The sequence below is a fragment of the Leifsonia virtsii genome, from assembly GCF_030433675.1.
In the GTDB taxonomy this organism is placed as follows: Bacteria; Actinomycetota; Actinomycetes; order Actinomycetales; family Microbacteriaceae; genus Leifsonia; species Leifsonia virtsii.
The window spans coordinates 863,039-888,843 of the sequence record NZ_JAROCB010000001.1 but is presented as its reverse complement, the minus strand read 5'-3'; the positions used below and the strand labels follow the sequence as shown (position 1 = coordinate 888,843).

Sequence of the window (25,805 nt, the reverse complement as noted above, 5' to 3'; positions counted from 1 at the left end):
CGGGTATCGCCGGGGAGTCTTCGGAAGAACGGCGCGCGAGCGCTCAGTAGAACCGAACGGGGCCGGCCCGTCACAGCCGAAGAAGGAGAGGCCCTCCCCGGCGACGGCGGCGGAGCGGGCAAGCGGGGTGGTACCGCGACGGACGTGAGAGCGTCCGGCGTCCTCGTGCAGCACGTGAACCTGCCAGGAGAGAGATGCCGTACCCCAAGTCCGCGGACGATGCCGAGCGCAACCAGCGCGCCGAGGTCACCCCGTCGCCGGCGTTCCCCGAGATCGAGACCGACGTCCTGAAGTTCTGGGACGAGGACGGGACCTTCCGCGCCTCCATCGACAACCGCGACGGCGCCGAGGAGTGGGTCTTCTACGACGGCCCGCCGTTCGCCAACGGCCTCCCGCACTACGGCCACCTGCTGACCGGCTACGCCAAGGACGTCTTCCCGCGCTTCCAGACCATGCGCGGCAAGAAGGTGGAGCGGCGCTTCGGCTGGGACACGCACGGCCTTCCGGCGGAGCTGGAGGCGGAGCGGCAGCTCGGCATCACCGACAAGAGCCAGATCGAGGAGATGGGCCTCGCCGCCTTCAACCAGGCCGCGAAGGACTCCGTGCTCCGCTACACCCGCGAGTGGCGCGAGTACGTCACCCGCCAGGCGCGCTGGGTCGACTTCGACAACGACTACAAGACGCTCGACACCACCTACATGGAGTCCGTGATCTGGGCGTTCAAGCAGCTGCACGAGAAGGGCCTCGCCTACGAGGGCTACCGCGTGCTTCCGTACTGCTGGCGTGACCAGACGCCGCTGTCCAACCACGAGCTGCGGATGGACGACGACGTCTACAAGATGCGTCAGGACCAGACGGTCACCGTCACCTTCCCCCTCGTCGGCGAGAAGGCGGAGGTGCTGGGCCTCACCGGCGTCCGGGCGCTGGCCTGGACCACGACGCCCTGGACGCTGCCCACGAACCTGGCGCTCGCGGTCGGCCCCGACATCGAGTACGCGGTCGTCCCCTCCGGGCCGAACGGTGCAGCCGACTCCGCCGGAGCCCCCGACCAGGATGTGCTGAGCGGTCGCTACCTGATCGCCGCGAGCCTCCTGGGCAACTACGCGAAGGACCTCGGCTACGAGTCCGCCGCCGATGCGCTCGCGGCCGTCACCGGCACGCTCCGCGGCTCCGAGCTGGAGGGCGTCGAGTACGACCGGCTCTGGGACTACTACGCCGACACCGAGAAGTGGGGCACGCAGAACGCGTGGCGCATCCTCGTCGACGACTACGTCACGGTCGAGGACGGCACCGGCATCGTGCACCAGGCGCCCGCCTACGGCGAGGACGACCAGCGCGTCACCGAGAAGGCCGGCATCCCGGTCATCATCTCGGTGGACGACGGCGGCCGCTTCCTGCCCGACGTCGCCGACGTCGCGGGCCTTCAGGTGTTCGACGCCAACAAGCCGCTGACCCGCATGCTGAAGGAGGAGGGGCGCCTCCTCCGCCAGGCGAGCTACGAGCACTCGTACCCGCACTGCTGGCGCTGCCGCAACCCGCTGATCTACAAGGCGGTGTCGAGCTGGTTCGTGCGCGTGACCGACTTCCGCGACCGGATGGGCGAGCTCAACCAGGAGATCACCTGGGTGCCCGAGAACGTCAAGGACGGCCAGTTCGGCAAGTGGCTGGCCGGCGCCCGCGACTGGTCGGTCTCCCGCAACCGCTACTTCGGCTCGCCGATCCCGGTGTGGAAGAGCGACGACCCGGCGTACCCGCGCGTCGACGTCTACGGTTCGCTCGAGGAGCTGGAGCGCGACTTCGGCCGCCTGCCGCGGAACGCCGCGGGGGAGCCGGACCTGCACCGTCCCTTCATCGACGAGCTGACCCGGCCGAACCCGGACGATCCGACCGGCCGGTCCACCATGCGCCGCATCCCGGACGTGCTGGACGTCTGGTTCGACTCCGGCTCGATGCCGTTCGCCCAGGTGCACTACCCGTTCGAGAACCGCGACTGGTTCGACAGCCACAACCCGGCCGACTTCATCGTCGAGTACATCGGGCAGACCCGCGGCTGGTTCTACCTGCTGCACACGCTCGCGACGGCGCTGTTCGACCGGCCCGCGTTTAAGAACGTGATCAGCCACGGCATCGTGCTGGGCAGCGATGGGCAGAAGATGTCGAAGTCGCTGCGCAACTACCCGGACGTCAACGAGGTGTTCGACCGCGACGGATCGGACGCGATGCGCTGGTTCCTGATGTCGAGCCCCGTGCTGCGCGGCGGCAACCTCGTGGTGACCGAGGAGGGCATCCGCGAGGGCGTCCGTCAGGTGCTGCTCCCGCTGTGGAACACGTGGTACTTCTTCTCGCTGTACGCCAACGCGACCGGCTACGAGGCGAAGCGATCGACCGCGTCCACCGACGTGCTCGACCGCTACCTGCTCGCCAAGACGCGCGACCTGGTGGAGGCCGTGACGGCCGACCTGGACGGGCTTGACTCCACCCTCGCCGCCGCCAAGCTGCGCGACTTCGCCGACGTGCTCACCAACTGGTACGTGCGCCGCTCGCGCGACCGGTTCTGGGAGGGCGTCGACGAGTCCGGCAACGGCACGCAGGCAACGGGCACGGAGGCCTTCGACACGCTGTACACGGTGCTGGAGACGCTCACCCGCGTCGCGGCTCCGCTCCTGCCGCTCGTGACCGAGCGGATCTGGAAGGACCTCACCGGTGGCCGCTCCGTGCACCTGACGGACTGGCCGGAGGCCGCGGAGTTCCCGGCGGACGACGCTCTGGTGGACGCGATGGACCGCATCCGTGCCATCAGCTCCACCGCGCTGTCGCTGCGCAAGCAGGCCGGACGCCGTGTGCGCCTGCCGCTCGCCACGCTCACGGTGGTCGCCGAGAACGCGGAGGCGCTGCGGCCGTTCGAGGGCATCCTGCGCGACGAGCTCAACGTCAAGGCGGTCGAGCTGGTCGAGCTGCAGGACGACAGCGCCGCCCACTACGGCATCACCAGCAGGCTGACCGTCAACGCTCGCGCCGCGGGTCCGCGCCTGGGCAAGCAGGTGCAGCAGGTCATCCAGGCCGCGCGCGCCGGCGACTGGACCGAGGCCGACGGCGTCGTCACGGTCGCAGGCATCGAGCTGGCCGAAGGGGAGTACGACCTCGTGCTCGAGACCGCGTCCGGCGGCGACGACTCGTCCGCGCTCGCCCTGCTCGCCGGCGGCGGGTTCGTGCTGCTCGACACCGCGACCACGCCGGAGCTCGAGGCCGAGGGTCTCGCCCGCGACGTCATCCGCGCCGTGCAGGACACCCGCAAGGCCGCAGGTCTCGAGGTGAGCGACCGCATCCACCTCCACCTCTCGTTCGAGAGCCCGGAGGACGCGGAGTCGCTCGGCCTCGCCGCCGACGTCGACATCGCCGCCGAGACATTGGCTCTAGCCGTGCAGCTCTCCGGCGCGGGAGCATCGTCGGGGGATGGTTCCGGCTTCCGGCAGGAGTTCGGCGCCGGGCAGTTCGCGAACGCCGGCGCGTTCACCGTCGGTGTGACCAAGGTGGACCCGGAGCAGGAGACGGAGGCGGCGTCGTGACCGACGAGGACGACTACCGGGAGCGGGCGGACGAGGTCTACCAGGCCCTCCTCGCCCGGGTCGGCGAGGGGGCGCCGGAGCGACGGCTCGACGCCACCCGGCGTGCCGTGGAGCTGCTGGGCGACCCGCAGCGGGCGTACCCGATCATCCACGTGACCGGCACCAACGGGAAGACCTCGACGAGCCGCATCGCGGAGAGCCTGCTGCGCGCCTACGGCCTGCGCACGGGGCTCCTGACCAGCCCGCATCTGGTGCGCTTCAACGAGCGCATCGTCATCGACGGCGAGCCGATCGAGGACGAGGCGCTGGTGCGCAACTGGGAGGACATCAGCCCGTACCTGGAGATCGTGGACGCGGAGCTGGAAGGGGCGGGCAAGCCTCCGCTGACCTTCTTCGAGGCGCTGACGGCGCTCGCCTACGCGGCCTTTGCCGACGCTCCCGTCGACGTCGCCGTGATCGAGGTGGGCATGGGCGGCGAGTGGGACTCGACCAACGTCGGGGACGGCCAGGTCGCCGTGTTCACGCCGATCGCCCTGGATCACACCAAGTCCCTGGGCGACACCGTCGAGGAGATCGCCCGCACCAAGTCCGGGATCGTGAAGCCGTCCGCCGACGTCGTGTCGTCGCGGCAGACGCCGGAGGCCGACCGGGTGCTGCGCGAGGCGGCCGAGCTGACGGAGTCGACCTTCGCGGAGCAGCCGGGCGACTTCGACGTCGCCTCGACGCGCGTCGCCGTCGGCGGTCAGCTCGTCACGATCCGCGGCCGTGCGGCGACGTACGAGGACGTCTTCCTGCCGCTGTACGGCGACCACCAGGCGCAGAACGCGGCCGTCGCGGTCGCCGCGGTGGAGACGTTCCTCGGCCGCGGCACGCAGCCGCTCAAGGCCGACCTGGTCGAGGAGGGGTTCGCCACCGCGACCTCGCCGGGGCGGCTGCAGCTGATCGGCATCGAGCCGAGCATCCTGGTCGACGCGGCGCACAACCCGGCCGGGGCCGAGACGCTCGCCGAGGCGCTGCGCAGCTACTTCGGCTTCGACGAGATCACGTTCGTCGTCGGCATCCTGGGCGACAAGGATGCGCGCGGCGTCATCCGCGCGCTCGCCCCGGTGGCCACGCAGTTCTTCGTGACCCGGCCCGAGTCGGAGCGTGCCCGCGAGGCCGAGGACTTCGGCGACCTGGTGCGCGAGGAGGTCGGCGACGAGGCGACGATCGTCTACTCCGACGCCGTCGACGCTCTCGAGGCGGCGCGCGAGTGGGCGGCCGAGGAGCCGCGCCGCGCTGTCGTCGTCGCCGGCAGCATCGTGCTCGTCGGTCAGGCGATGGCCTACGCCGAGCAGCAGGAGTGGAAGCAGGCCGCGTCGTGACGGATGCCCCCACAGGCCCGGACGGCGGCGCGGACGACGCAGCCCCTGCCCGCGCCGGACGGCCGCGCCGTCAGCGCTCGTTGCGCGAGTCGCTCGGCTCGATCGTGCTCGGCTTCGAGCTGCTGGTCGTCTTCCTCGGCGCGCTCGTGCTGTTCGGGCTCCACTCGCTCCCCGCCGCCGTCGCGCTCGGCGGGGGAGCCGCGCTGATCGTGCTGATGATCGTCGCGATCGCGCTGCTGCGGAACACCGTGGGCGTCGTCCTCGGCTGGATCGTGCAGCTCGTGCTGGTCGCCGCCGGCCTCCTCGTGCCCGCCTTCTTCATCGTCGGCGCGATCTTCACCGCCATGTGGGCGTACTGCATGATCGCCGCCGCACGCATCGACCGAAACAATCAGGCCGCCCGCGCGGCCGACAACGGAACGGAGAACCCATGACCACCGCCGTCGAAGAGACCCTCGTCCTCATCAAGCCCGACGGGGTCGCCCGCAGCCTGACCGGCGAGATCCTGCGCCGCATCGAGGCGAAGGGCTACTCGCTCGTCGACCTGCGGATGCTGCAGGCGGACCGCGACCTGCTGGCGCAGCACTACGCCGAGCACGAGGGCAAGCCCTTCTACGAGCCGCTGGTCGAGTTCATGGAATCCGGCCCGATTGTGGCCATCCGGCTCGCCGGGAACCGCGTCATCGAGGGCTTCCGCTCGCTCGCCGGCGCCACCGACCCGACCACCGCCGCCCCCGGCACCATCCGCGGCGACCTGGCCCGCGACTGGGGTCTCAAGGTGCAGCAGAACCTCGTGCACGGCTCGGACTCGCCCGAGTCCGCCCAGCGCGAGCTCGCCCTCTGGTTCGGCTGAACCGGCCCACCTGGTTGACGCGACGCGCCGTCCGGCCGCCCGGCCGGGCGGCGTGTCGCGTCAACCGGCTCAGAACGCGCGGTGGATCCAGTCGAGCTGGATCTGCGCCAGCACCGCCACGATGGCGTAGCAGACGAGCGTGATGAGCGGCACCCAGCTGTACAGGGTGCCGAAGAGCTTCCTCGCCCGCTCGGGGACGGGGATGTTGCCCTCCTTGAGGTTGTAGAGGGTCACCGCCCAGAAGGTCGGGATCGTGACCGCCCAGGTGACCATGCACCACGGGCAGAGCACATTCAGCACGGTCAGCGACGTCGTGATCAGGAAGATGACGAGCGCCAGCGCCAGCACCACGCCGACGTTGAACGCGATCCAGTACCACCGGGCGAACCGGGCCCGCACGGCGAACAGCCCCACGCCGACCGCGATGGTCGCGGTCCAGCCGGCGAGGCCGAGGATCGGGTTCGGGAAGCCCAGCAGGGACCCCTGCCAGGAGTTCAGGTTCTTCGAGCACCCCACCAGCACCGAGAAGTTGCAGGAGAGCTGGGCGCCGGGATCCTGCAGCAGGTGGAACTTGTCCACCGTGAGCATGAACGCGGCCCAGAACCCGATGGCTCCGGCGACGATGAGGAAGATGGCGAGTGCGGTCGGGCGGCGGTACGCGGCCTCGGCAGGACTGGCTGACACCCTCGGATTATGGCACGCCCTCTGCGTGTCGCCCTGGGAGGAGACCCGTCAGGGGCCCGGCCCGTGCGATAATCGTTGCAGCAGTCGTCCCGGCCGAGGCCGGGAGCACCGACAGAAGGCTTGAGGGCGCCCGGAGCGCCCGGAGAACTTCCGGCCCTGGTGGCCGGTCGAGAACATGAGCCGGATGCAGGCCGCGCCACGAGCCCGGAGGCATCCGAACAGGATTGAGGGAGGCGCCGCACGCGCCGCCTCCCGACGGAGAGTACCCGGTGAGCGGGGAACCGCCACCGGTCGAGGAGTGCACCAGCGATGGTGGATAACGAGAATATCGACAACACGGACAACAACGAGACGGAACCAGGGGGACGGAAGCGGAAGGGCCTCTTCGGCGCACGACGCGTCGTGAGACGGGGTTCGCAGGCCGAGAACGCCGACGCTTCCGAGACTCCGGCGGCACCCGCCGCTGAGGCGAGCTCGCCCGACGCCCGAACGGCGGAGGCGAACGCGCCGGAGGCGGAGGCCGAGGCCGCGCCGGCCGAGGCCGCCGCTCCCGCCGGTCCCGGCGCCGCGCACGAGCCGCCTGCGCTCCCGGAGCAGCACGGCGAGCCGGAGGCCCCGGCCGCCGGAGCCGCCGCCCCGGGGCTGCCGCCGACCACGCTGCTGTTCCAGGCGCCCGACGTGCTGCCGCTCCCGCCGCTCCCCGAGGACGACGAGGAGCCGGCCGGCGGTGTCCGCCGCCGCTCCCGCCGCCGCGCGGGGGAGTCCGGCCGCGAGAGCGCGAACGACCCGGCCAACACAGTCGTGAAGGTGCGCACCCCGCGCGAGCCCGAGCTCATCACCGAGCCGCAGAAGGTGAAGGGCTCCACGCGCCTCGAGGCGAAGAAGCAGCGCCGCCGCGACGGCCGCGACGCCGGGCGCCGCCGTCCGGTCATCACCGAGGCCGAGTTCCTCGCCCGCCGCGAGTCCGTCGACCGGCAGATGGTGGTGCGCTCGAAGGGCGGCCGCATCCAGATCGGCGTGCTGGAGGACAAGGTCCTCGTCGAGCACTACGTCGCCCGCTCGCAGGAGGCGTCGCTCATCGGCAACGTCTACCTCGGCCGGGTGCAGAACGTCCTCCCGAGCATGGAGGCCGCCTTCGTCGACATCGGCCGCGGCCGCAACGCCGTCCTCTACTCCGGCGAGGTGGACTGGGACGCGGTCGAGACCGGCAACCAGCCGCGCCGCATCGAGCTGGCGCTGAAGGCGGGCGACCGCGTGCTCGTGCAGGTCACGAAGGACCCGGTGGGCCACAAGGGCGCCCGCCTGACCAGCCAGATCTCGCTGCCCGGCCGCTACCTGGTGTACGTGCCGAACGGCTCCATGAACGGCATCAGCCGCAAGCTCCCGGACACCGAGCGCTCGCGCCTCAAGAAGATCCTCAAGGAGGTGCTGCCGGAGAGCGCGGGCGTCATCGTCCGCACCGCCGCCGAGGGCGCCACCGAGGAGCAGCTGACTCTCGACGTCAACCGTCTGAAGGCGCAGTGGGCCGACATCAGCACCCGGGTCGAGTCGCAGCAGGCGCCTGCGCTCCTGCACAGCGAGCCCGACCTCCTGATCAAGATCATTCGCGACGTCTTCAACGAGGACTTCCAGAAGCTGGTCATCGCCGGGGACGACGCCCGCCAGACCATCGAGAACTACCTGCGACAGGTCGCCCCCGACCTCCTCGACCGCGTCGAGGCGTACACGGGGGATCGGGACGCGTTCGACGAGTTCCGCATCACCGAGCAGATCGAGAAGGCGCTGGAGCGGAAGGTCTGGCTGCCCTCCGGCGGGTCGCTGGTCATCGACCGCACCGAGGCGATGACAGTCGTCGACGTCAACACCGGCAAGTTCGTCGGCTCCGGCGGCAACCTGGAGGAGACGGTCACCAAGAACAACCTCGAGGCCGCAGAGGAGATCGTCCGCCAGCTGCGCCTGCGCGACATCGGCGGCATCATCGTCGTCGACTTCATCGACATGGTGCTCGAGTCGAACCGCGACCTCGTGCTGCGCCGCCTGGTGGAGTGCCTGAGCCGCGACCGGACGAAGCACCAGGTCGCCGAGGTCACCTCGCTCGGTCTCGTGCAGATGACCCGCAAGAAGCTCGGCCTCGGCCTGCTGGAGACCTTCAGCGAGGCGTGCGAGGTCTGCGCAGGACGCGGTGTCATCGTGCACCACGACCCGGTCGTGAAGCACCGCCAGCAGCAGCAGCCGCAGCAGCAGAACGAGCGCAGGCGCGGCCGGGGCGGCAACGGCAACGGCGGCGCCCCCGCGAACGGCAACGGGAATGGGAACGGCAACGGTCACACCGGCACGCACGCCATCACCGACGACGCCAAGAACGCGCTCGCCAAGATCGCCGCCTCCACCATCCACCACGAGGAGGAGGCGAAGGCGCACGACGCCGACGCGTCCGCCGAGGTGACGGAGATCAGCGTCGCGGAGGTCGTGGTGACCGAGGTCACCGCGACGAAGAAGCGCCGCCGCAAGGGCAAGGGCGGCGCCGACCGGCAGCAGGCGCCCGAGACGGAGCCGGCCGGGGAGACGGAACCGGCGGCCGAGCCGGCGGCGTCCGACGTCGACGCAGCGCCCCACGCGGCCGCCGAGGCCGAGCCGGAGCAGGAGCACGTGCTCCCGCTGCTCGACCTTCCCGAGCCCGCCGTCGTGCACGAGCCCGCGCCGCGCCCGTCGGCCGAGGAGACCGAGCTGCTGCTCGACTCCGTGCTCGACGCACTGCCCGCTCCGAAGGAGCCGGGTCAGGGCCGCAGCCGCAGCCGTCGCGCCAGCACGGCCGTCATCGCCGGCGGGGAGCTCGCACCCAAGTCCGAGTAAGCATCCATGGGGCGCAACACGCCGTTATCGCGCGAGCGACGCGGCGTGTTGCGCCCCATTGTTCGTCAGTGGCGGTCCTTCGCGCGCACCCGCAGCCCGCTCGCGATGAGGCGTGAGACCAGCTCGTGGCCGGAGACGGGATGCGCCCCCGCGGCGACCAGCTCGTCGTAGCGGCGGTCGGGGACGTCGTAGTGGTCGAGGTCGAACGCCCTGCGCTGCACCCCGTTGGCCTCGGCGAAGGCGTGCAGCTCCGCGAGCGACGCGTCGCTGACCAGGTGCGACCACAACATGCCGTGGGCCGGCCATGCCGGGGGATCGATCAGGACCGTCATAGAATGATTCTAGGAACCGGTCCCGCAGGCGGGATCGTGCGCTCCCGACGCCCCCGCTGAATTGACGGTGAGTGGCGTGTCGGGTAAAGTTGACCGTTGGTGTGTGTCGGGCCCGACCCGAACCGCCATCATGGTTTTCTGAGAGCCGCCGGCAGCAGTAGCAGCCGGCTGGACTCATTTTCCAGAACAGTTGAAGAGCAGGACCAGGTCCGAAGGCTACGCCAGGAGCTGTTCCCCGATGAAAAGGTACTGACAAGTGGTTTACGCAGTTGTGCGCGCCGGTGGCCGGCAGGAGAAGGTCGAGGTCGGCACCATCGTGACGATGGACCGCATCAAGGCCGACAAGGACGGCAAGGTCGAGCTCGCGCCGGTGCTGCTGGTCGACGGCGACAAGATCACCTCCGACGCCAAGTCGCTCGCCAAGGTCACCGTGACGGCCGAGGTGCTGGGCGACCTGCGCGGCCCGAAGATCGTCATCCAGAAGTTCAAGAACAAGACCGGCTACAAGAAGCGCCAGGGCCACCGCCAGGAGCTCACCCGCGTCAAGATCACCGGCATCAAGTAGCCGACAGACCGTTCTCGAGGAGAAGAAGACATGGCACACAAAAAGGGAGCGAGCTCCACTCGCAACGGCCGCGACTCCAACGCGCAGCGCCTCGGCGTGAAGCGCTTCGGCGGCCAGACCGTCAACGCGGGTGAGATCCTGGTCCGCCAGCGCGGCACCCACTTCCACCCCGGCGTGAACGTCGGCCGTGGCGGCGACGACACGCTGTTCGCCCTCGCGGCGGGTGCGGTCGAGTTCGGCACGAAGGGCGGCCGCAAGGTCGTCAACATCGTCGCTGCCGAGGCCTGAGCCTCAGCGCGAGCATCACCTTCCGGATGGGCGGGCTTCGGCCCGCCCATCCGCATTTCACCCCTCGGATCTAGGAGACACACCATGGCGACGTTCGTGGATCGCGTGACGTTGCATCTGCGCGCCGGAAACGGCGGCAACGGGTGCGTCTCGGTGCGCCGGGAGAAGTTCAAGCCGCTGGCAGGCCCCGACGGCGGCAACGGCGGCAACGGCGGCGACATCGTCCTCGTCGCCGACCCGCAGGTGACGACGCTGCTCGGCTACCACCGCCACCCGCACCGCGCGAGCGACAACGGCGGCTTCGGGATGGGCGACCACCGCAGCGGCCACACCGGCGAAGACCTCGAGCTTCCCGTCCCCGTCGGGACCGTGGTGAAGGACGCCGACGGTGTGGAGCTCGCCGACCTGACCGAGCCCGGGATGCGCTTCGTCGCAGCCCCCGGCGGCATCGGCGGTCTCGGCAACGCCGCCCTGGCGAACCCGAAGCGCAAGGCGCCCGGCTTCGCCCTGCTGGGCACGCCCGGCTGGGAGGGCGACATCCGCCTGGAGCTCAAGACGGTCGCCGACATCGCGCTCGTCGGCTACCCGTCGGCGGGCAAGTCGAGCCTGATCGCCGCGCTCTCCGCCGCGAAGCCGAAGATCGCCGACTACCCGTTCACGACGCTGCACCCGAACCTGGGCGTCGTGCAGGCGGGCGACGTGCGTTACACCGTCGCCGACGTGCCCGGGCTGATCGAGGGCGCGAGCGAGGGGAAGGGCCTGGGCCTGGAGTTCCTGCGGCATGTGGAGCGCTGCTCCGCCTTGCTGCACGTGCTGGACTGCGCGACGCTGGAGCCGGGCCGCGACCCGCTCAGCGACCTGGAGGTCATCCTCACCGAGCTCGCCGCCTACCCGGTGCCGGAGGGGCAGATCCCGCTGCTGGAGCGCCCGCAGCTCGTCGCGCTGAACAAGATCGACGTGCCGGATGCGCGCGAGCTCGCCGACTTCGTCCGGCCGGAGCTCGAGCAGCGCGGCTACCGCGTCTTCGAGATCTCGACGGTCAGCCACGAGGGCCTGCGGCCGCTGTCGTTCGCCCTCGCGGAGATCGTCGAGACCGCCCGGAAGGAGCAGGCCGCGCTGGAGGAGTCCCGCCCGCGCATCGTCATCCGCCCGAAGGCCGTCGACGACTCCGGCTTCGTGGTCAAGGTCGAGGGCGGCACCGACGGCCCGGTGTACCGGATCCTCGGCGGCAAGCCGGAGCGCTGGGTCGCGCAGACCGACTTCGCCAATGACGAGGCCGTCGGCTACCTGGCCGACCGGCTGGCGAAGCTCGGCGTCGAGGACGAACTGGTCCGTGCGGGCGCCGTGGCCGGATCCACGGTGGTCATCGGCCGGGACAACGGCGTGGTCTTCGACTGGGAGCCGACGCTGACCTCCACCGCCGAGCTGATCTCGTCGCCGCGCGGCAGCGACACGCGCCTGGACACCAACCAGCGTCCGACGCGTGCGCAGCGCCGCGAGGAGTACTTCGAGCGGATGGACGGCAAGGCCGCGGCGCGCGAGGAGCTCATCCGCGAGCGCGAGGCCGGCCTCTGGCAGGACGACGACTACGACGAGAACGCCGCACGCACGGCAGGCGGGGAGAGCAGCGAGGGATGACGATCGACGACCGCAGCCAGATCCCGTCCGCCCGGCGCATCGTCGTCAAGGTGGGCTCATCCTCCATCAGCGGAGAGAACGCGGGACAGATCGGGCCGCTGGTCGACGCCCTCGCGGAGGCCCACGGTCGCGGGACGCAGGTCATCCTGGTCTCCTCCGGCGCCATCGCGACCGGCATCCCGTACCTCTCGCTCTCCGAGCGGCCCACCGACCTGGCGACCCAGCAGGCCGCCGCGGCGGTCGGCCAGAACGTGCTGATCTACCGGTACCAGGACAGCCTCGACCGCTACGAGATCGTCGCGGGCCAGGTGCTGCTGACGGCGGGCGACATGGAGAACCCGACGCACCGGAGCAACGCGAAGCGGGCGATGGAGCGGCTGCTCTCGCTGCGCATCCTGCCCATCGTCAACGAGAACGACACCGTGGCGACGCACGAGATCCGCTTCGGCGACAACGACCGGCTGGCAGCGCTGGTGGCGCTGCTGGTGGAGGCCGACCTCCTCGTCCTGCTGTCGGACGTCGACGCCCTGTACACCCGCCCGCCGCAGGAGCCCGGCGCGGAGCGCATCGAGCACGTCGGGTGGGACGACGAGCTGGAGGGCGTCGAGATCGGCTCGACCGGGTCGTCCGGCGTCGGCACCGGGGGAGCGGTCACCAAGGTCTCGGCCGCCCGCCAGGCCGCGGAGCGCGGCACCGCCGTCGTGCTGACCTCGACCGCGCTGGTGTCGAACGCGCTGCGGGGAGAGCGGGTCGGGACGTGGTTCGCGCCCGCTCCGTCCACAGCAGAGCGCGCCTCCGGGCTTTCCACAGGTTCCGTCCCGGCCGTCACTCCGGGCGCGGCCGCGTCCTAGAATCGACGCATGTCCTCGATCACCGGTGCGGCCCCCACGGCCGCCCTCTCGCTGCAGGAGCGGCTGGCCGCCGCCAAGACGGCGTCGCGTGCCCTGGCGACGGCCACGACGGAGCAGAAGAACCGCGCGCTGCGGGCCATCGCCGACGGCGTTCTGGCCGCATCGGCCGACATCCTCCCGGCCAACGAGCTCGACCTCGCCAACGGCCGCGAGAACGGCCTGTCGACGGGCCTGCTCGACCGCTTGACCCTGACCCCGGCACGCCTGCAGGGGCTCGCCGACGCGGTGCTCGAGGTCGTCGCACTGACCGACCCGGTGGGCCAGGCGGTGCGCGGCAGTGCGCTCCCGAACGGCGTGAAGATCACCGAGGTGCGGGTGCCGTTCGGCGTGGTCGGCGCGATCTACGAGGCACGGCCGAACGTCACGATCGACATCGCGGCCCTCGCCATCAAGAGCGGCAACGCCGCGGTGCTGCGCGGCGGCAGCGCAGCGATCGAGACCAACCGGGTGCTCGTCGGCGTGATCCGCGAGGCGCTGGCGTCCGCCGGGCTGCCGGCCGAGGCGGTGCAGACCATCGACGACTTCGGCCGCGAGGGCGCGGCCGAGCTGATGACGGCGCGCGGCCTGGTCGACGTGCTAATCCCGCGCGGCAGCGCCGACCTCATCCAGGCCGTTGTCACGCAGTCCACCGTGCCCGTCATCGAGACCGGTGCCGGCGTCGTCCACATCGTGCTCGACGAGTCGGCGCGCGAAGACTGGGCGGTCGACATCGTCCGCAACGCCAAGGTGCAGCGGCCGAGCGTCTGCAACGCGGTCGAGACGGTGCTCGTGCACCGGGCTGCCGCCGAGCGGCTGCTGCCGCCGGTGCTGAGCGCGCTGCGCGAGTCCGGGGTCACCATCCACGCCGACGAGCGGTCGCGGCCCTTCGCGCGCGAGTCCGTGCCGGTGACGGAGGAGGACTACGCCACAGAGCACATGAGCCTCGACATCTCGGTGAAGGTGGTCGACGACCTCGACGAGGCGATCGACCACATCCGCCGGTACTCCACGCAGCACACCGAGTCGATCATCACCAACGACCTGGCGAACGCCGAGCGGTTCCTCGCCGAGGTCGACTCGGCGGTCGTGATGGTCAACGCGTCGACGCGCTTCACCGACGGCGGCGAGTTCGGGTTCGGCGCCGAGGTCGGCATCTCGACGCAGAAGCTGCATGCGCGCGGTCCGATGGGACTGCCGGAGCTCACCAGCACGAAGTGGATCGTCCGCGGGTCCGGCCAGATCCGCGCATAGGCGACCGCTAGACTTGACGGAGGGCGTGAAGCCCTCGAGAAAGGACCACGCACGATGTCATTCCTGACGACCGTCCTCGCCGAGGCGGAGACCCACGTCGAGCTGCCCATGCCCACGTGGGCCTTCGGAGCGATCGCGATCGTGATCTTCATCGCCCTGGTCTTCGTCACCTGGAGCTTCAAGGACGTGGCCAACCGGCACAGCCACCGCTCGGCGCCCGACGCCGCGGCCCACGCCGGCGCCCCCGGTGCGACGCACCACGGCAGCGGGCACCCGACCCAGGGGCACTGACCAACCCCTGGCATGGGGCTGACCCCGGCATGGAATTGACGCAGACGGGCCGACCGCGCATCGGCGTGATGGGCGGCACGTTCGACCCCATCCACCACGGTCACCTGGTGGCGGCCAGCGAGGTCGCCCAGTCGTTCGGGCTCGACGAGGTGGTGTTCGTGCCGACCGGTCAGCCCTGGCAGAAGGGCCCGGTCACGGAGGCCGAGCACCGCTATCTGATGACCGTGATCGCCACGGCGTCCAACCCGCGGTTCACCGTCAGCCGGGTCGACATCGACCGCGAGGGCCCCACCTACACCATCGACACCCTCCGCGACCTGCACGAGGAACGGCCGGAGGCGGAGCTGTTCTTCATCACCGGCGCCGACGCCATCGCGCAGATCCTGAGCTGGCGCAATGTCCAGGAGCTGTGGGAGCTGGCCCACTTCGTGGCTGTGAGTCGCCCGGGACATGACTTGAGTATTTCTGGATTACCGGAGCAGGACGTATCCTTGTTGGAAGTTCCGGCCCTGGCGATCTCGTCGACCGATTGCCGGAGCCGGGTGAGCAGGGGATTCCCGGTCTGGTACCTGGTGCCGGACGGAGTGGTTCAGTACATCTCCAAACACCATCTGTATCGGAGCGTGGCATGACATCGTGGCCTGAAGAGCCGCCGACGGGCCAGCCGCAGACGCGGCGACAGGCCAGGGAGTTCGCCCGGCGCGCCGGGACGGCGGAGCCGACCCCGGCCGGCCAGGTGCCCGACATGACGACCTCCGCCCCGCCGCGGCCGGCCGACGACAGCGACACCGCGCAGCCCTCCGACGCCCCGCGGCCTGAGAAGCAGGGGCAGGAGTCCGCCGAGGCCCCGGCCATCCCGGCGAGCGCCTTCGCCGAGCCCGGCGTCTCCTCGCCGTCACGCGACGGCTTCGACCTGTTCCGCCAGGCGCCCGACTCCTCGCGTCCGGAGCCCGTCACCCAGCCGATGGCGATCCTTCAGACCCCGGAGTCGGCGACCCCGGCGCAGCAGACGCCGGCCCAGCCGAAGGCCGCCTCCGCCGACTCGTCTCCCGCTGCTTCCGCAGCCTTCCCGGAGCGCACGCTGACGCGACGCGAGCTGCGCGCGATGCAGCAGGCCCAGCAGGCGAACGCGCAGGCGAACCACCCGGCGACCTCCGAGGAGCAGGTCTTCCCGGTCGCCTTCACGTCGGGCCCGGAGTCCGGGTCGTCCGCTTCCGCGGGCGACGCTGCGAAGGGCGATGCCGTGCCGCAGAGCGCGGAGACGTCCACCAGCGAGAAGACGGCCTGGCCGTTCGCACCGCTCACCCCGTCGTCGGCGCCCTCCGCGGCGCGCGCCGGTGCCGAGGAGCCGACCGTCACGCAGACCACCGCGTCGCCGTTCGCCGCCTTCGGCGCGACCGCCACGCCGAAGCCGTCGACACCGGCCGAGCCCGAGTCCCCGGCCGCCGCTGCGGCCCCCACCGCTGCGGCTCCCGCCGCCTCCGCGACCTCGGAGGACACCGCTGCGCAGGAGCGCCGTCCGTTCACCCCGCCGACCGGCCATTGGTCGACGGCGGCCGAGCTCGACGACCAGAACCAGCCGATCACGTCGCGCAACGTCGCCCAGTCCACGGCCGCGACCACCACGAACGCGCTGATCCTGCCGGCCATCCCGCAGCCGAGCGCTGCGCCGCTGACGAGCACGGGCGAGATCCTCGTCACAGGCTCCATCGACCTGCCGCGGGGGATGGGCGCCACCGGCGCGCACCCCGACCGGATCGACTCGTCCGACATCGACCGCCTGCTCGACGGCGAGGAGAACGAGTTCAACACGTCCGAGGTGCAGCCCGTCCGCGCATCGCGCGCGATCAGCACGCACACCTCGACCCGCGGTGTCATCGCGCCGCCGAAGAAGCGCGGCAACGCGCTGCCCGTGGTGCTCATGGTCACGGCCGGCGTGCTCGCCGTCGGTGTCATCGGCCTGCTCGTGGCCGCGTACGTCCTGAAGGTGTTCTGATCATCCGCACCCCAGCTCGACCCGCACCCGTCCCGCACAGAACGCGACCGGAGGACCGTCCGTGACCGCATCCCCGCACGCCCGCGAGATCCTCCAGGTGGCCGCAGCGGCAGCCGACTCCAAGGGCGGCCAAGACCTCGTCGCGCTCGACGTGTCCGGTCCGCTGCCCCTGACCGACGCCTTCCTGCTCGTCAGCGGGCGGGTCGAGCGCAACGTCATCGCCATCGCGTCCGAGGTGGAGGACCGGCTCAACGAGGCCGGCGTGAAGACCCTGCGCCGCGAGGGCAAGGGGGAGGGCCGCTGGGTGCTGCTCGACTTCGGCGACCTCGTGGTGCACGTCTTCCACGAGGAGGACCGGATGTACTACGCGCTCGAGCGTCTGTGGAAGGACTGCCCGACCCTCCCGATCGAGCTGCCGGTGCACGAGAGCGCGGAGTAGCTCCCAGCCTCTTCGCGGGTCCGCCTGAGAGGTCTCTCATGCGCGACCGCTTGGATGGATGCATGAAGTGTCCGAACGACCAGGCCGTCCTCGTGATGAGCGAGCGCCACGGCATCGAGATCGACTACTGCCCGGAGTGCCGCGGCGTCTGGCTCGACCGCGGGGAGCTAGACAAGATCATCGACCGCGCCGGAACGGCCGGTCAGCCGACCGCCGCGCCGGTTCCCGCGCCGGCCGCCCCGTCGTACGCGCCGCCGCAGTACGCGGAGCCGCAATACGCCGAGCCGCAGTACCGCGATCAGCGCTCCGACCACTCCTACGGACAGCGCCCGTACAAGAAGAAGCGCGAGAACTGGCTCAGCGAGCTCTTCGACTGACGCGAGCCCGCCTCAGTTTTTTCTCACGCCTGCGATGTAGTACGCTGGACGAGTTGTTCCGGGAGGTCCGAAGGGCCGAAAGGATCACACTCTGGGTCTGTGGCGCAGCTGGTAGCGCACCTGCATGGCATGCAGGGGGTCAGGGGTTCGAGTCCCCTCAGATCCACCATTTCCGGAAGCCCTCGGCCATCGGCCGGGGGCTTCTTGCTTGGCCTGGTGAGCGATCGAACGTTCGAATCTCCTGCTGGGCTGCCTTCCGTCGGAGATCTGGAGGCGGATCGCCCGAATGTCCGACGGAGCGCCGAGCGCGGAGCGCACCGCAGGGGGTTCTTGTTCTGCCCGACGTCTCGGTACAGTTCAGGCATGCAGAGCCGCCCCGCCGAGCCGCAGGATGCGGCCGCGATCGCCACCACCATCGCGCTCGCCTTCCGCGACGACCCGGTGTGGGGTCCGGCGCTCGAAGCGGCAGACGGAGGCACAGGGCACCTGGAGTCGTTCTGGCGGTTCTTCGTCGACGGCGCGGTGCCGCACGGCTTCGTCCGGCTCGTGAACGAACCGGACGGCGAGGTCGCGACGGTCGCCGTGTGGCTCCCCCCGGGCGTGCCGGAGCTGATCGAGACCCAGGAGACGGCACTAGACGCCCTGATGGAGCGGACGCTGACGCCGGAACGCTTCGAGGCCTACCAACGGCTCTGGGAACGGTTCGAGGAGACGCACCCGCACGAACCGCCCCACCGGTATCTCAGCCTGCTCGCGACGCATCCGGCGCACCGCGGTCGCGGCATCGGCCAGGCCCTGCTCGCCGAGACGCTGGCGCGCTCCGACGAGCAGGGCATCCCGGCTTACCTCGAGTCGACGAACCCCGCCAACGACCACCGCTACCGCCGCGCGGGCTTCCGCCCGGTGGGCGGGTTCCGCTCCGTGATCGACGGGGCGGCCGTCACGACCATGTGGCGTGACGTGCCGCCCGCGCCGGTCAGTCGCCCTTCACGTTGACGAGCTGGCGGAGGGTGTGCCGCACCTCGACCAGGTCGGCGGCGTCCGCCATCACCCGGTCGATCGGCTTGTAGGCCTGCGGGATCTCGTCGAGGAACGCGTCGGTGTCACGGAACTCGATGCCGGCCATCGCCTCCCGCAGCTCCTCCACCGTGAACCGCTTACGCGCGGCCGACCTCGAGAACTGCCGACCGGCTCCGTGCGGCGACGAGTGCAGCGACAACGGGTCGCCCTTCCCGGCCACGACGTACGACGCTGTGCCCATCGAGCCCGGGATCAGGCCCGGCTGCCCGGGTCGCGCCGAGATCGCGCCCTTCCTGGACACCCACACGTCCTTCCCGAAGTGGTGCTCCCGCTCCGTGAAGTTGTGGTGGCAGTTGATGCGCTCCTGCTCGACGACCGGCGTCCCGAACCACTCGGACGTCTGCCGCACCACCCGGTCCATCATCTCCTCGCGGTTCAGCAGCGCGAAGTGCTGCGCCCACCGCAGCTGGGCGATGTAGGCGTCGAACTCCGGCGTGCCTTCGATGAGGTAGGCGAGGTCCTTGTCCGGGAGCTCGATCCACCAGCGGCGCATCAGCTCCTGGGCGACCCGGATGTGGTGCCCGGCGATCCGGTTGCCCACGCCGCGGGAGCCGGAGTGCAGGAACAACCACACGTTGCCGTCCTCGTCGAGGCTGACCTCGATGAAGTGGTTGCCGGAGCCGAGCGTGCCCAGCTGCAGCTCCCAGTCCTTGCGGTGCTCCGCCGGGTCGAAGCCGGCCTCCTCGGCGAGGAGCGTCAGCTCCGCGATGCGGGGCTCCGCGGTGGCGACGATCTTCCGGTTGCGCGCGCCGGCGGAGAGCGGGATGGCCCGCTCGATGTCGGCGCGCAGCACGGAGAGCGGCTTCGCGACCGCGGCGACGTCGTCGCGCGTGAACTGCGTGCGCACGGCGATCATCCCGCAGCCGATGTCGACCCCGACGGCCGCCGGCATGATCGCGCCGAGCGTCGGGATGACCGAGCCGACCGTCGCGCCGAGGCCCAGGTGCGCATCCGGCATCAGGGCGAGGTGCGGGTGGATGAACGGCATCCGCGAGGTGGTGACCGCCTGCTCGCGCGTGGAGTCCTCCAGGAGGGAGGCCCAGCTCAGCAGGCGGTTCGAGATTCTTTCCATGATCCTTTCGTCTCTCATCGGTGTGCGGCCGGGACGGCCGGACCGACGCGAGAGCTCCCGGCAGGGAGACGCGAAGGATGGACAGCCCCGGTCCTCGAACGACGGGGCTGCGGCAGTGGTGCTACAGACCCCGGGGACGCTCGAGCGCGCGGAAGGCGCGCTTGTCGAGCTGCTGATACTGCAGGTGACTCATCGCGTGTCCTTCCGCTCGGCGTTCTTCAGCGTGGGCTGCCTGCGCCTTCTGGCGCAAGGTTCACGACTGTACCGGGTCGTCGCACCCCGGGGCAAGAGGCGGTCAGCGCAGTCGGCGCTCCTCCTCCTGCTCCAGACGCTCCTTCTCGGCGTCCTTCGCCTCCTGCTCCTTCTGGATCTCTTCTTCGCGCGGGGTCTTGTTCGTCATGCTGCGAGCGTAGTGGCACCGCGAGCACGGCGGAACGGTCGGTCGCCGTTGTGCACGCTGCGGCGGCTGGGCTACCCTCCAACCGTCGCGGGGCGGGAGCCGGAATGGGAGCGGACGAGCTGCAGGAGAGCCCGTTCGTCGTGCCGCCCTCCGACTTCCTGCGTGAGCGCGCCGGGGAGTGAGCGGATGGACGACGACGAGCGGCGGTGGATGCGCGACCTGGGCGCGCTGCTCGCCCTCCCGTCGCTCTGGGTCGGCCACCCGCCTGCGGAGATCGCGGACGGCCTGCTCGGCGTTCTCGTCGGGATGCTCCGGCTGGATGCGGTGTACGCCCGCTTCGACACTCCGGGCGCCGGATCGCCGCTGGAGGCGTGGCGGCCGGCCGGCTCGGACCCGCCGCGGATGCTGAAGGCTGCGCTCGGCGAGAGGGAGGGCGACGAGGGCGGGATCGCGCGGCTGGCGACCCTGGCGCTGGCGCTGCCGTGGGGGAGCGGACTGGTGGTGGCGTCCGCCGACCGGGCCGACTTCCCGACCGAGCGCGAGACGCACCTGCTGAGGGTCGCGGTCGGGCAGGCCGCCATCGCCCTGCACACCGCCCGCCGGCTCGTCGCGGAGCAGCGCGCGCGGCGCGAGGCCGAGCGCGAGCTCGCCCGGCGGAGCAGCGAACTCCGGTCTCTGCTCGACGAGGTGACGCCGGCGCTGGCCGCCGTCTCCCGCCGGGTGCGGGAGGCGGCGGACGCGCTGCACGACGGCGATGCCGACGCCGGTGTCACGACACAGGCGTTCGCCGGTGGCACGGTCGAGGTCGGCCCGCGGCCACCGTACGTGGACCCGGCGACGGCGGCGGCCCTCACCCGGCGCGAACTGGAGGTGCTCGGGCTGCTCGCGCAGGGGCTCAGCAACAAGGAGATTGCCGGGGTGATGTGGCTGAGCGACCGGACGGTGGAACGCCACATCACCAGCCTGTACCGGAAGATCGGGGTCGCCCGCAGGAGCGAGGCGACCGCGTACGCGCTGCGGCACGGGATCGCGTGACAGCGCATCACCCGAAGGTGAAGCAGTACGCCTCCGCGCCCGCGGCTCCGAACCGCACCTGCAGCACCGCGTCCCGCACAGCACCCGGCTGCCGGATCAGCTGCAGCGTGTCCTGCCGGTCGAGCACGCCCCGGCCCTCCGCGTCCACGTCCGTCCCGTGGGCGTCGCCCGGCGGCCGGCCGTCGAGCCGCACCTCGAACGGGATGCGGGCGCCCGGCGGGGTCGGACCCAGCACGAGGTTCGCGTCGCGGGCGTGGAAGGCGAACGCGACGCTTCCCCCTGCCTCGTCGAGCACGGCCGCATGGCGGGCCTGCGTCCATCTCCCGGTCAGATCCCAGGCGTTCGGCGGGAGCGCGGTCGAGCCGGCGTACGAGGTGGAGCGATCGTAGCGGTCCGCCGCCTCCGAGACGAACCCGCTGCTCTGGGCGTAACCGAGGTAGGTCTCGGGCGAGCGGAGGTGGGACCAGTCGGCGGCCACTTCGAGGCCGTGCGGGTCGACCATGACCAGGTCCGGATCGAGGTCCGTCGCGCCGGCGTCCATCAGCAGGCGCTGGATCATCATCTCCGTCCGCGCGTACTCGCCCTCGCCGAAGTGGTGGTAGCGCAGGCGGCCGTCGGCGCCGGCGAGGTAGAGGGCAGGCCAGTAGTGGTTGGCGAAGTCCTCCCAGACGCCGTAGTCGTCGTCGACGGCGACGGGATACCGGACGCCGAGGGCGCTGGTGCGCTCGGTGACGTTGCGCCGCTCGTGCTCGAAGCCGAACTCGGGCGTGTGCACGCCGACGATCGTCAGGCCCGCGGCCGCGTACTTCTCGTGCCAGGCCCGCAGGTACGGGAGGGTGCGCAGCCAGTTCACGCAGGTGTACGTCCAGAAGTCGACGAGCACGGCCCGGCCCCGTAGCGCGCCCGGGGTGAGCGGCTCGCTGTTCAGCCAGCCGGTGGCCCGGGAGAACGGGGGCAGCCGGCCCTCGTCGGGCAGCTCCTCCCGGTCGCCCGCGAGGCGGTGCGCCAGCGTCCGGAACGGCGCGTGGGGACGGTCAGCGGACACCGGACGCCTCCGCTGTGTGCTCGGCGGCTCGCTGCGCCACGTCGATGACGGCCTGCGCGAACGCGTCCGGGGCCTCCTGCGGCAGGTTGTGGCCGACGCCGCCGGTCACCGAACGGTGCTCGTACGGCCCGGTGAACCGGTCGCGGTAGGCGGCGGGGTCGAGGTGGAAGGCGCCGTTCGCGTCCCCTTCGAGCGTGATCGCGGGCACGCCGATCGTCGGTCGCTCGGCGATGCGCGCCTCCCACTCGTCGTACCGCGGATCGCCCGCGGCGAGGCCGAGCCGCCAACGGTAGTTGTGGATGACGATGGCGACGTGATCGGGGTTGGCGAACGACGGCCGGCTGCGCTCGAAGGCGGCGTCGTCGAAGGCCCAGCGCGGCGACGCGGTGCGCCAGATCAGGCGGGCGAACTCGTCCCGGTACCGGTCGTACCCCTCCCGGCCGCGCTCGGTCGCGAAGTAGAACTGGTACCACCAGGTGAGCTCGTCGACCGGATGCAGCGGGTGCGCGTTGGCGGCCTGCCCCGCGACGAGGTAACCGCTCGCGGTGACCTGCCCGGCGACCCGGTCCGGCCGGAGCGCCGCCAGGATGTTGGTCGTCCGGGCGCCCCAGTCGCAGCCGGCGACGATCGCCGTGTCGATGCCGAGGGCGTCGAGCAGGGCGACCGCATCCTGTGCCAGGGCGGCCGGCTGACCGCTCCGCAGCGTGGCCGGGTCGAGGAAGGCGGTCGTGCCGTACCCGCGGAGATACGGCACGACCACCCGGAACCCGGTTCCGGCCAGGGCGGGCGCGACCTCCTCGAAGCTGTGAATGTCGTACGGCCATCCGTGCAGCAGTAGCACGGCGTCGCCGTCCCGCGGGCCCGTGTCGCTGTACCCGACCTCCAGGTCGCCGGCGTGGATGCGGAGCAGGGGTTCCATCCGCCGCACCCGCTCAGCGCAGCGACCGGAAGGTGGCGCGGACCTCCGACGAGAACAGCTCCGGCTGCTCCCACGCGGCGAAGTGCGTGCCGCGGTCGAGACGGTTGAAGTGCACCAGGTTCGGGTAGGCCGCGGTCGCCCAGCTGCGTGGGGCGGCGTAGATCTCGTCCGGGAACACGCTCACGCCGACCGGCAGGGTGACGCCCTTCGGCGCGAAGAACGCCAGCTTGCTCTCCCAGTAGAGGCGGGCGGAGGAGACGGCCGTGTTGGTCAGCCAGTACAGCGTGACGTTGTCGAGCACGTCGTCCCGGCTCAAACCCTCGGCCGCACCCGCGAAGACGCGGGCGATCAGGTCGTAGCTGCGGGCGTCGTGGTCGAGCATCCACGCGGCCAGGCCTACGGGGGAGTCGGCGAGCGCGTACAGGGTCTGGGGGCGGTTGCCCATCTCCTGCGCGTAGGCGAGACCGTGGGCGCAGAAGAACGCCAGCTGGTCCCAGGCGCCTCGCTCCTCCGGGTCGAGGCCGGCGGGAGGCGGCTCGTGCGCGTCGAGGGCCGCCTGGATCGCGGGCGGCACGGTCGCCGGCATGTTGGTGTGGATGCCAATCAGCCCCGGCGGGGTCAGCAGCGCCATCTGCTCGGTGACGGCGTTGCCCCAGTCGCCGCCCTGCGCGACGTACCGGTCGTAGCCGAGGCGGCGCATCAGCTCCACCCACGCCTTGGCGATGCGCACCGGGTCCCACCCGGTTGCGTCCGGCTTGCCGGAGAAGCCGTGGCCGGGGAGCGACGGGATGACCAGGTGGAACGCGTCCGACGCGTCCGCGCCGTTCGCGGTCGGGTCGGTGAGCGGTCCGACGATCTTCAGCTGCTCGAGCACCGACCCGGGCCAGCCGTGCGTGACGATCATCGGCATGGCGTCCTCATGCTTCGAGCGCACGTGGATGAAGTGGATGTCGAGGCCGTCGATCTCGGTCACGAACTGAGGGAGCTCTGCCAGCCGGGCCTCCGCCTTCCGCCAGTCGTGCTGGTCGGCCCAGTAGTCGGCGAGGGCGCGCATCACCTCCAGCCGCACGCCCTGGGAGCTGTCGTCGACCGTCTCCCTCTCGGGCCAGCGGGTGGCGCGGATGCGGCGGCGCAGGTCGTCGAGCTCCTCCGGCGGCGCGGTGTAGGAGAACGGCCGGATCTCGGCGCTGTCGGATGCGGGGCTGTCGGATGCGGCGCTGCCGGATGCTGCGCTGCCGGTCTCGTGGCGGGGTTCTGCGATGGTCATGGTGGCCTCCTGGGCGGTCGGGCGGCGGCCCGGGGCGGCCGTCAGGCATGAGCATGCGCGCCGAGTGCGCGCGCGGCATCGGGGAGAACCGCCACGCCGCCTCGCGCCCTGCGGGCGGCATGAGGGGAACCCGCCACGCCTCGGCGAGCGCGCCACGCAGCCCGCACCTGGCGCGGGGCGGCTAAGATTCCAGCAACGTCCGCCGAGCCCGAGGGATCCCGATGACCGACCTGCCGCGACGCCATCAGCGTGCCCGCGGGCCCGCCGGCGTGCGTCACGGGCGTCTCCCTCGGCGCCGGGGCGGCGTCGCCGCGCTCAAGCTGCTCGCGGTGGTCGTCGTAGTCGCCTTCGTCAGCGTCGGCTCGGTCGCGGCCTACGCGGTGTGGGATGTCGCGCGCTCGATCAAGACCGGAGTGCACCTCCAGGCGCTGCCCGGGCACACGGCGATCCCGCAGGACATCCCGAACGTCGCGGCCATCCCTGGCGGGGTGAACCTGCTCCTGGCCGGCACGGACAGCCGCAGCGACCTCGGCGGCATCTACAACAGTGCGGACGAGCAGGACGCCAGCAGCGGTGCGGGCAACAACGACGTCACGATGCTGCTGCACATCGCACAGGACCACAAGAGCATGATGGTCGTCAGCTTTCCGCGCGACCTCGTGGTCCCCATCCCGGACTGTCCCGACCCCAACGGCAAGGGCACCATCGACGGCACCTCGTACGCGCAGTTCAACACGGCGCTGTCCCGCGGCGGTCTCAACTGCGTCGTCGCGACGGTGTCGAAGATGACCGGGCTCGACATCCCGTTCGCCGCGGTCATCAACTTCAACGGCGTGAGCGCGATGTCGAACGCGGTCGGCGGTGTCACCGTGTGCCTCGCCTCGCCCGTGAAGGACGACTACACCAACCCGCCGCTCGACCTGCCGGCGGGGGAGAACACGATCGTCGGCGACACCGCGCTCTCGTTCCTGCGCAGCAGGCACGGCGTCGGCGACGGCAGCGACCTGGGGCGCATCTCCAACCAGCAGGTGTTCCTCTCGGCGCTCGCCCGCAAGGTCGTCAGCGGCGGCGTGCTCTCCAACCCGGTCCAGCTGTACGCGCTGGCGAAGGCGGCGGTGAACAACATCACGCCCTCCGACACGCTGACCAACCCGACCACGCTCGTGCAGATCGCCCTCGCCCTGAAGGACACGGGGCTCCAGAACATGGTGTTCGTGCAGTACCCGGCGGTGGGCGACCCGGACAACCCGAACCGGGTGGTACCGCAAAAGTCCGCCGCGAACGCGCTCAACCAGGCGCTGGTCGCCGACCAGCCCGTGAAGCTGACCGGTTCGACCGGACGGGCGGCGGAGGACCCGACGGCGACCTCGTCGCCCGCTCCCGACGCGGGCGGGGAGCCGTCACCGACCACTCCTGCGACGCCGGGGACACCGGATGCGGGCACGACTCCCGCGCCGACCGGCACCGCGGGCGGCCCGGTCGAGCTGCCGTCGACCATCACGGGTCAGACCGCGGCGCAGCAGACCTGCACCAAGGGCAACGACTGACGCGCTGCGGCGCGCATCCATGGGACGCGACACGCCGTTATCCGGCGGGCGTC

24 protein-coding genes and 1 tRNA gene are annotated in these 25,805 nt (G+C 71.2%); 19 read left to right on the top strand and 6 right to left on the bottom strand.

The genetic code is table 11. From position 1 onward, the window contains the following. Positions 1-194: 194 nt before the first annotated feature. The 4 genes from ileS to ndk are packed head-to-tail and all read left to right on the top strand — an operon-like array spanning position 195 to position 5,783. On the top strand, positions 195-3,566 hold the full coding sequence (gene ileS / locus P5G59_RS04280) for an isoleucine--tRNA ligase (RefSeq protein WP_301216324.1): 3,372 nt from the start codon (positions 195-197) through the stop codon (positions 3,564-3,566). After that, on the top strand, positions 3,563-4,930 hold the full coding sequence (locus tag P5G59_RS04275) for a bifunctional folylpolyglutamate synthase/dihydrofolate synthase (protein WP_301216322.1): 1,368 nt from the start codon (positions 3,563-3,565) through the stop codon (positions 4,928-4,930). The genes ileS and P5G59_RS04275 overlap by 4 nt, the downstream gene beginning before the upstream one ends. Continuing rightward, a complete protein-coding gene (locus P5G59_RS04270) occupies positions 4,927-5,364 on the top strand; it encodes a DUF4233 domain-containing protein (RefSeq protein ID WP_301216320.1) in 438 nt (145 codons plus the stop codon). Before P5G59_RS04275 ends, P5G59_RS04270 begins: the two co-directional genes overlap by 4 nt. Beyond that, positions 5,361-5,783, top strand: coding sequence for a nucleoside-diphosphate kinase (ndk, locus tag P5G59_RS04265; RefSeq protein ID WP_301216318.1), 423 nt, complete (start codon positions 5,361-5,363; stop codon positions 5,781-5,783). The genes P5G59_RS04270 and ndk overlap by 4 nt, the downstream gene beginning before the upstream one ends. A 69-nt stretch (positions 5,784-5,852) precedes the next feature. Here ndk and P5G59_RS04260 read toward each other — a convergent pair whose 3' ends face one another. Next, positions 5,853-6,467: a vitamin K epoxide reductase family protein gene (locus P5G59_RS04260; protein ID WP_301216316.1), complete on the bottom strand. Its 615-nt coding sequence runs from the start codon at positions 6,465-6,467 to the stop codon at positions 5,853-5,855. A 309-nt stretch (positions 6,468-6,776) separates the two neighbouring features. Between P5G59_RS04260 and P5G59_RS04255 the strand changes: the two genes are divergently transcribed. Continuing rightward, positions 6,777-9,320 carry an Rne/Rng family ribonuclease gene (locus P5G59_RS04255; protein ID WP_301216314.1) on the top strand — a complete coding sequence of 848 codons (2,544 nt, stop codon included), beginning with the start codon at positions 6,777-6,779 and terminating at the stop codon, positions 9,318-9,320. Between the two features lie 65 nt (positions 9,321-9,385). Here P5G59_RS04255 and P5G59_RS04250 read toward each other — a convergent pair whose 3' ends face one another. Continuing rightward, complete coding sequence (locus P5G59_RS04250) at positions 9,386-9,652, bottom strand: DUF4031 domain-containing protein (RefSeq protein ID WP_301216312.1); 267 nt, start codon at positions 9,650-9,652, stop codon at positions 9,386-9,388. Positions 9,653-9,908: 256 nt separating this feature from the next. Here P5G59_RS04250 and rplU point away from each other — a divergent pair, with 256 nt between their 5' ends. The 12 genes from rplU to P5G59_RS04190 all read left to right on the top strand — a co-directional run bounded on the left by rplU (position 9,909) and on the right by P5G59_RS04190 (position 18,383). Next, a complete protein-coding gene (gene rplU, locus P5G59_RS04245) occupies positions 9,909-10,217 on the top strand; it encodes a 50S ribosomal protein L21 (RefSeq protein ID WP_175337332.1) in 309 nt (102 codons plus the stop codon). A 30-nt stretch (positions 10,218-10,247) separates the two neighbouring features. Next, positions 10,248-10,505: a 50S ribosomal protein L27 gene (rpmA, locus tag P5G59_RS04240; protein ID WP_018190815.1), complete on the top strand. Its 258-nt coding sequence runs from the start codon at positions 10,248-10,250 to the stop codon at positions 10,503-10,505. Between the two features lie 84 nt (positions 10,506-10,589). Next, positions 10,590-12,143 carry a GTPase ObgE gene (obgE, locus tag P5G59_RS04235; protein ID WP_301216307.1) on the top strand — a complete coding sequence of 518 codons (1,554 nt, stop codon included), beginning with the start codon at positions 10,590-10,592 and terminating at the stop codon, positions 12,141-12,143. Next, on the top strand, positions 12,140-12,994 hold the full coding sequence (gene proB, locus P5G59_RS04230; protein ID WP_301216305.1) for a glutamate 5-kinase: 855 nt from the start codon (positions 12,140-12,142) through the stop codon (positions 12,992-12,994). Before obgE ends, proB begins: the two co-directional genes overlap by 4 nt. Positions 12,995-13,003: 9 nt before the next feature. Then, positions 13,004-14,284, top strand: a complete 1,281-nt coding sequence (locus tag P5G59_RS04225; protein WP_301216303.1) for a glutamate-5-semialdehyde dehydrogenase — start codon at positions 13,004-13,006, stop codon at positions 14,282-14,284. 54 nt (positions 14,285-14,338) lie between these two features. Continuing rightward, positions 14,339-14,575: a hypothetical protein gene (locus P5G59_RS04220; protein WP_175337327.1), complete on the top strand. Its 237-nt coding sequence runs from the start codon at positions 14,339-14,341 to the stop codon at positions 14,573-14,575. 29 nt (positions 14,576-14,604) lie between these two features. Next, positions 14,605-15,207 carry a nicotinate-nucleotide adenylyltransferase gene (gene nadD / locus P5G59_RS04215; protein WP_301216300.1) on the top strand — a complete coding sequence of 201 codons (603 nt, stop codon included), beginning with the start codon at positions 14,605-14,607 and terminating at the stop codon, positions 15,205-15,207. After that, a complete protein-coding gene (locus P5G59_RS04210) occupies positions 15,204-16,571 on the top strand; it encodes a hypothetical protein (protein ID WP_301216298.1) in 1,368 nt (455 codons plus the stop codon). The genes nadD and P5G59_RS04210 overlap by 4 nt, the downstream gene beginning before the upstream one ends. A gap of 61 nt (positions 16,572-16,632) precedes the next feature. Then, positions 16,633-17,010, top strand: coding sequence for a ribosome silencing factor (gene rsfS, locus P5G59_RS04205; RefSeq protein ID WP_301216296.1), 378 nt, complete (start codon positions 16,633-16,635; stop codon positions 17,008-17,010). Between the two features lie 62 nt (positions 17,011-17,072). Further along, the gene (locus P5G59_RS04200) at positions 17,073-17,387 is read left to right on the top strand and encodes a TFIIB-type zinc ribbon-containing protein (RefSeq protein ID WP_301216294.1); all 315 of its coding nucleotides are present in this window, start codon (positions 17,073-17,075) and stop codon (positions 17,385-17,387) included. 93 nt (positions 17,388-17,480) lie between these two features. Further along, a tRNA-Ala gene (locus tag P5G59_RS04195) sits at positions 17,481-17,556 on the top strand. A 194-nt stretch (positions 17,557-17,750) separates the two neighbouring features. After that, entirely contained in the window at positions 17,751-18,383 is a 633-nt protein-coding gene (locus tag P5G59_RS04190) for a GNAT family N-acetyltransferase (RefSeq protein ID WP_301216292.1), read from the top strand. Here P5G59_RS04190 and P5G59_RS04185 read toward each other — a convergent pair. Next, entirely contained in the window at positions 18,364-19,539 is a 1,176-nt protein-coding gene (locus P5G59_RS04185; RefSeq protein ID WP_301216290.1) for an RtcB family protein, read from the bottom strand. The two genes, P5G59_RS04190 and P5G59_RS04185, sit on opposite strands and share 20 nt — an antisense overlap. Positions 19,540-20,125: 586 nt before the next feature. On the opposite strand from P5G59_RS04185, the gene P5G59_RS04180 reads away from it, so the two are divergent. After that, positions 20,126-20,974, top strand: coding sequence for a helix-turn-helix transcriptional regulator (locus P5G59_RS04180; protein WP_301216288.1), 849 nt, complete (start codon positions 20,126-20,128; stop codon positions 20,972-20,974). 7 nt (positions 20,975-20,981) lie between these two features. Here the strand turns inward: P5G59_RS04180 and P5G59_RS04175 are convergent, their stop codons facing one another. The 3 genes from P5G59_RS04175 to P5G59_RS04165 are packed head-to-tail and all read right to left on the bottom strand — an operon-like array spanning position 20,982 to position 24,205. Continuing rightward, entirely contained in the window at positions 20,982-22,019 is a 1,038-nt protein-coding gene (locus tag P5G59_RS04175) for a thioredoxin family protein (RefSeq protein ID WP_301216286.1), read from the bottom strand. Further along, positions 22,009-22,938 carry an alpha/beta fold hydrolase gene (locus P5G59_RS04170; RefSeq protein ID WP_301216284.1) on the bottom strand — a complete coding sequence of 310 codons (930 nt, stop codon included), beginning with the start codon at positions 22,936-22,938 and terminating at the stop codon, positions 22,009-22,011. Before P5G59_RS04170 ends, P5G59_RS04175 begins: the two co-directional genes overlap by 11 nt. A gap of 13 nt (positions 22,939-22,951) precedes the next feature. After that, positions 22,952-24,205 carry an epoxide hydrolase family protein gene (locus P5G59_RS04165; RefSeq protein ID WP_301216283.1) on the bottom strand — a complete coding sequence of 418 codons (1,254 nt, stop codon included), beginning with the start codon at positions 24,203-24,205 and terminating at the stop codon, positions 22,952-22,954. 221 nt (positions 24,206-24,426) lie between these two features. On the opposite strand from P5G59_RS04165, the gene P5G59_RS04160 reads away from it, so the two are divergent. Next, on the top strand, positions 24,427-25,752 hold the full coding sequence (locus tag P5G59_RS04160; protein WP_301216281.1) for an LCP family protein: 1,326 nt from the start codon (positions 24,427-24,429) through the stop codon (positions 25,750-25,752). Positions 25,753-25,805 lie beyond the last annotated feature (53 nt).

What these genes read in the sequence shown, in the direction of transcription:
- ileS (WP_301216324.1), top strand. Translation starts at nt 195, where the DNA reads ATGCCGTACCCCAAGTCCGCGGACGATGCCGAGCGCAACCAGCGCGCC.
- ndk (WP_301216318.1), top strand. Translation starts at nt 5,361, where the DNA reads ATGACCACCGCCGTCGAAGAGACCCTCGTCCTCATCAAGCCCGACGGG.
- P5G59_RS04255 (WP_301216314.1), top strand. Translation starts at nt 6,777, where the DNA reads ATGGTGGATAACGAGAATATCGACAACACGGACAACAACGAGACGGAA.
- P5G59_RS04250 (WP_301216312.1), bottom strand. Translation starts at nt 9,652, where the DNA reads ATGACGGTCCTGATCGATCCCCCGGCATGGCCGGCCCACGGCATGTTG.
- rpmA (WP_018190815.1), top strand. Translation starts at nt 10,248, where the DNA reads ATGGCACACAAAAAGGGAGCGAGCTCCACTCGCAACGGCCGCGACTCC.
- obgE (WP_301216307.1), top strand. Translation starts at nt 10,590, where the DNA reads ATGGCGACGTTCGTGGATCGCGTGACGTTGCATCTGCGCGCCGGAAAC.
- proB (WP_301216305.1), top strand. Translation starts at nt 12,140, where the DNA reads ATGACGATCGACGACCGCAGCCAGATCCCGTCCGCCCGGCGCATCGTC.
- P5G59_RS04225 (WP_301216303.1), top strand. Translation starts at nt 13,004, where the DNA reads ATGTCCTCGATCACCGGTGCGGCCCCCACGGCCGCCCTCTCGCTGCAG.
- P5G59_RS04220 (WP_175337327.1), top strand. Translation starts at nt 14,339, where the DNA reads ATGTCATTCCTGACGACCGTCCTCGCCGAGGCGGAGACCCACGTCGAG.
- nadD (WP_301216300.1), top strand. Translation starts at nt 14,605, where the DNA reads ATGGAATTGACGCAGACGGGCCGACCGCGCATCGGCGTGATGGGCGGC.
- P5G59_RS04210 (WP_301216298.1), top strand. Translation starts at nt 15,204, where the DNA reads ATGACATCGTGGCCTGAAGAGCCGCCGACGGGCCAGCCGCAGACGCGG.
- P5G59_RS04200 (WP_301216294.1), top strand. Translation starts at nt 17,073, where the DNA reads ATGAAGTGTCCGAACGACCAGGCCGTCCTCGTGATGAGCGAGCGCCAC.
- P5G59_RS04190 (WP_301216292.1), top strand. Translation starts at nt 17,751, where the DNA reads ATGCAGAGCCGCCCCGCCGAGCCGCAGGATGCGGCCGCGATCGCCACC.
- P5G59_RS04185 (WP_301216290.1), bottom strand. Translation starts at nt 19,539, where the DNA reads ATGGAAAGAATCTCGAACCGCCTGCTGAGCTGGGCCTCCCTCCTGGAG.
- P5G59_RS04180 (WP_301216288.1), top strand. Translation starts at nt 20,126, where the DNA reads ATGGACGACGACGAGCGGCGGTGGATGCGCGACCTGGGCGCGCTGCTC.
- P5G59_RS04170 (WP_301216284.1), bottom strand. Translation starts at nt 22,938, where the DNA reads ATGGAACCCCTGCTCCGCATCCACGCCGGCGACCTGGAGGTCGGGTAC.
- P5G59_RS04165 (WP_301216283.1), bottom strand. Translation starts at nt 24,205, where the DNA reads ATGACCATCGCAGAACCCCGCCACGAGACCGGCAGCGCAGCATCCGGC.
- P5G59_RS04160 (WP_301216281.1), top strand. Translation starts at nt 24,427, where the DNA reads ATGACCGACCTGCCGCGACGCCATCAGCGTGCCCGCGGGCCCGCCGGC.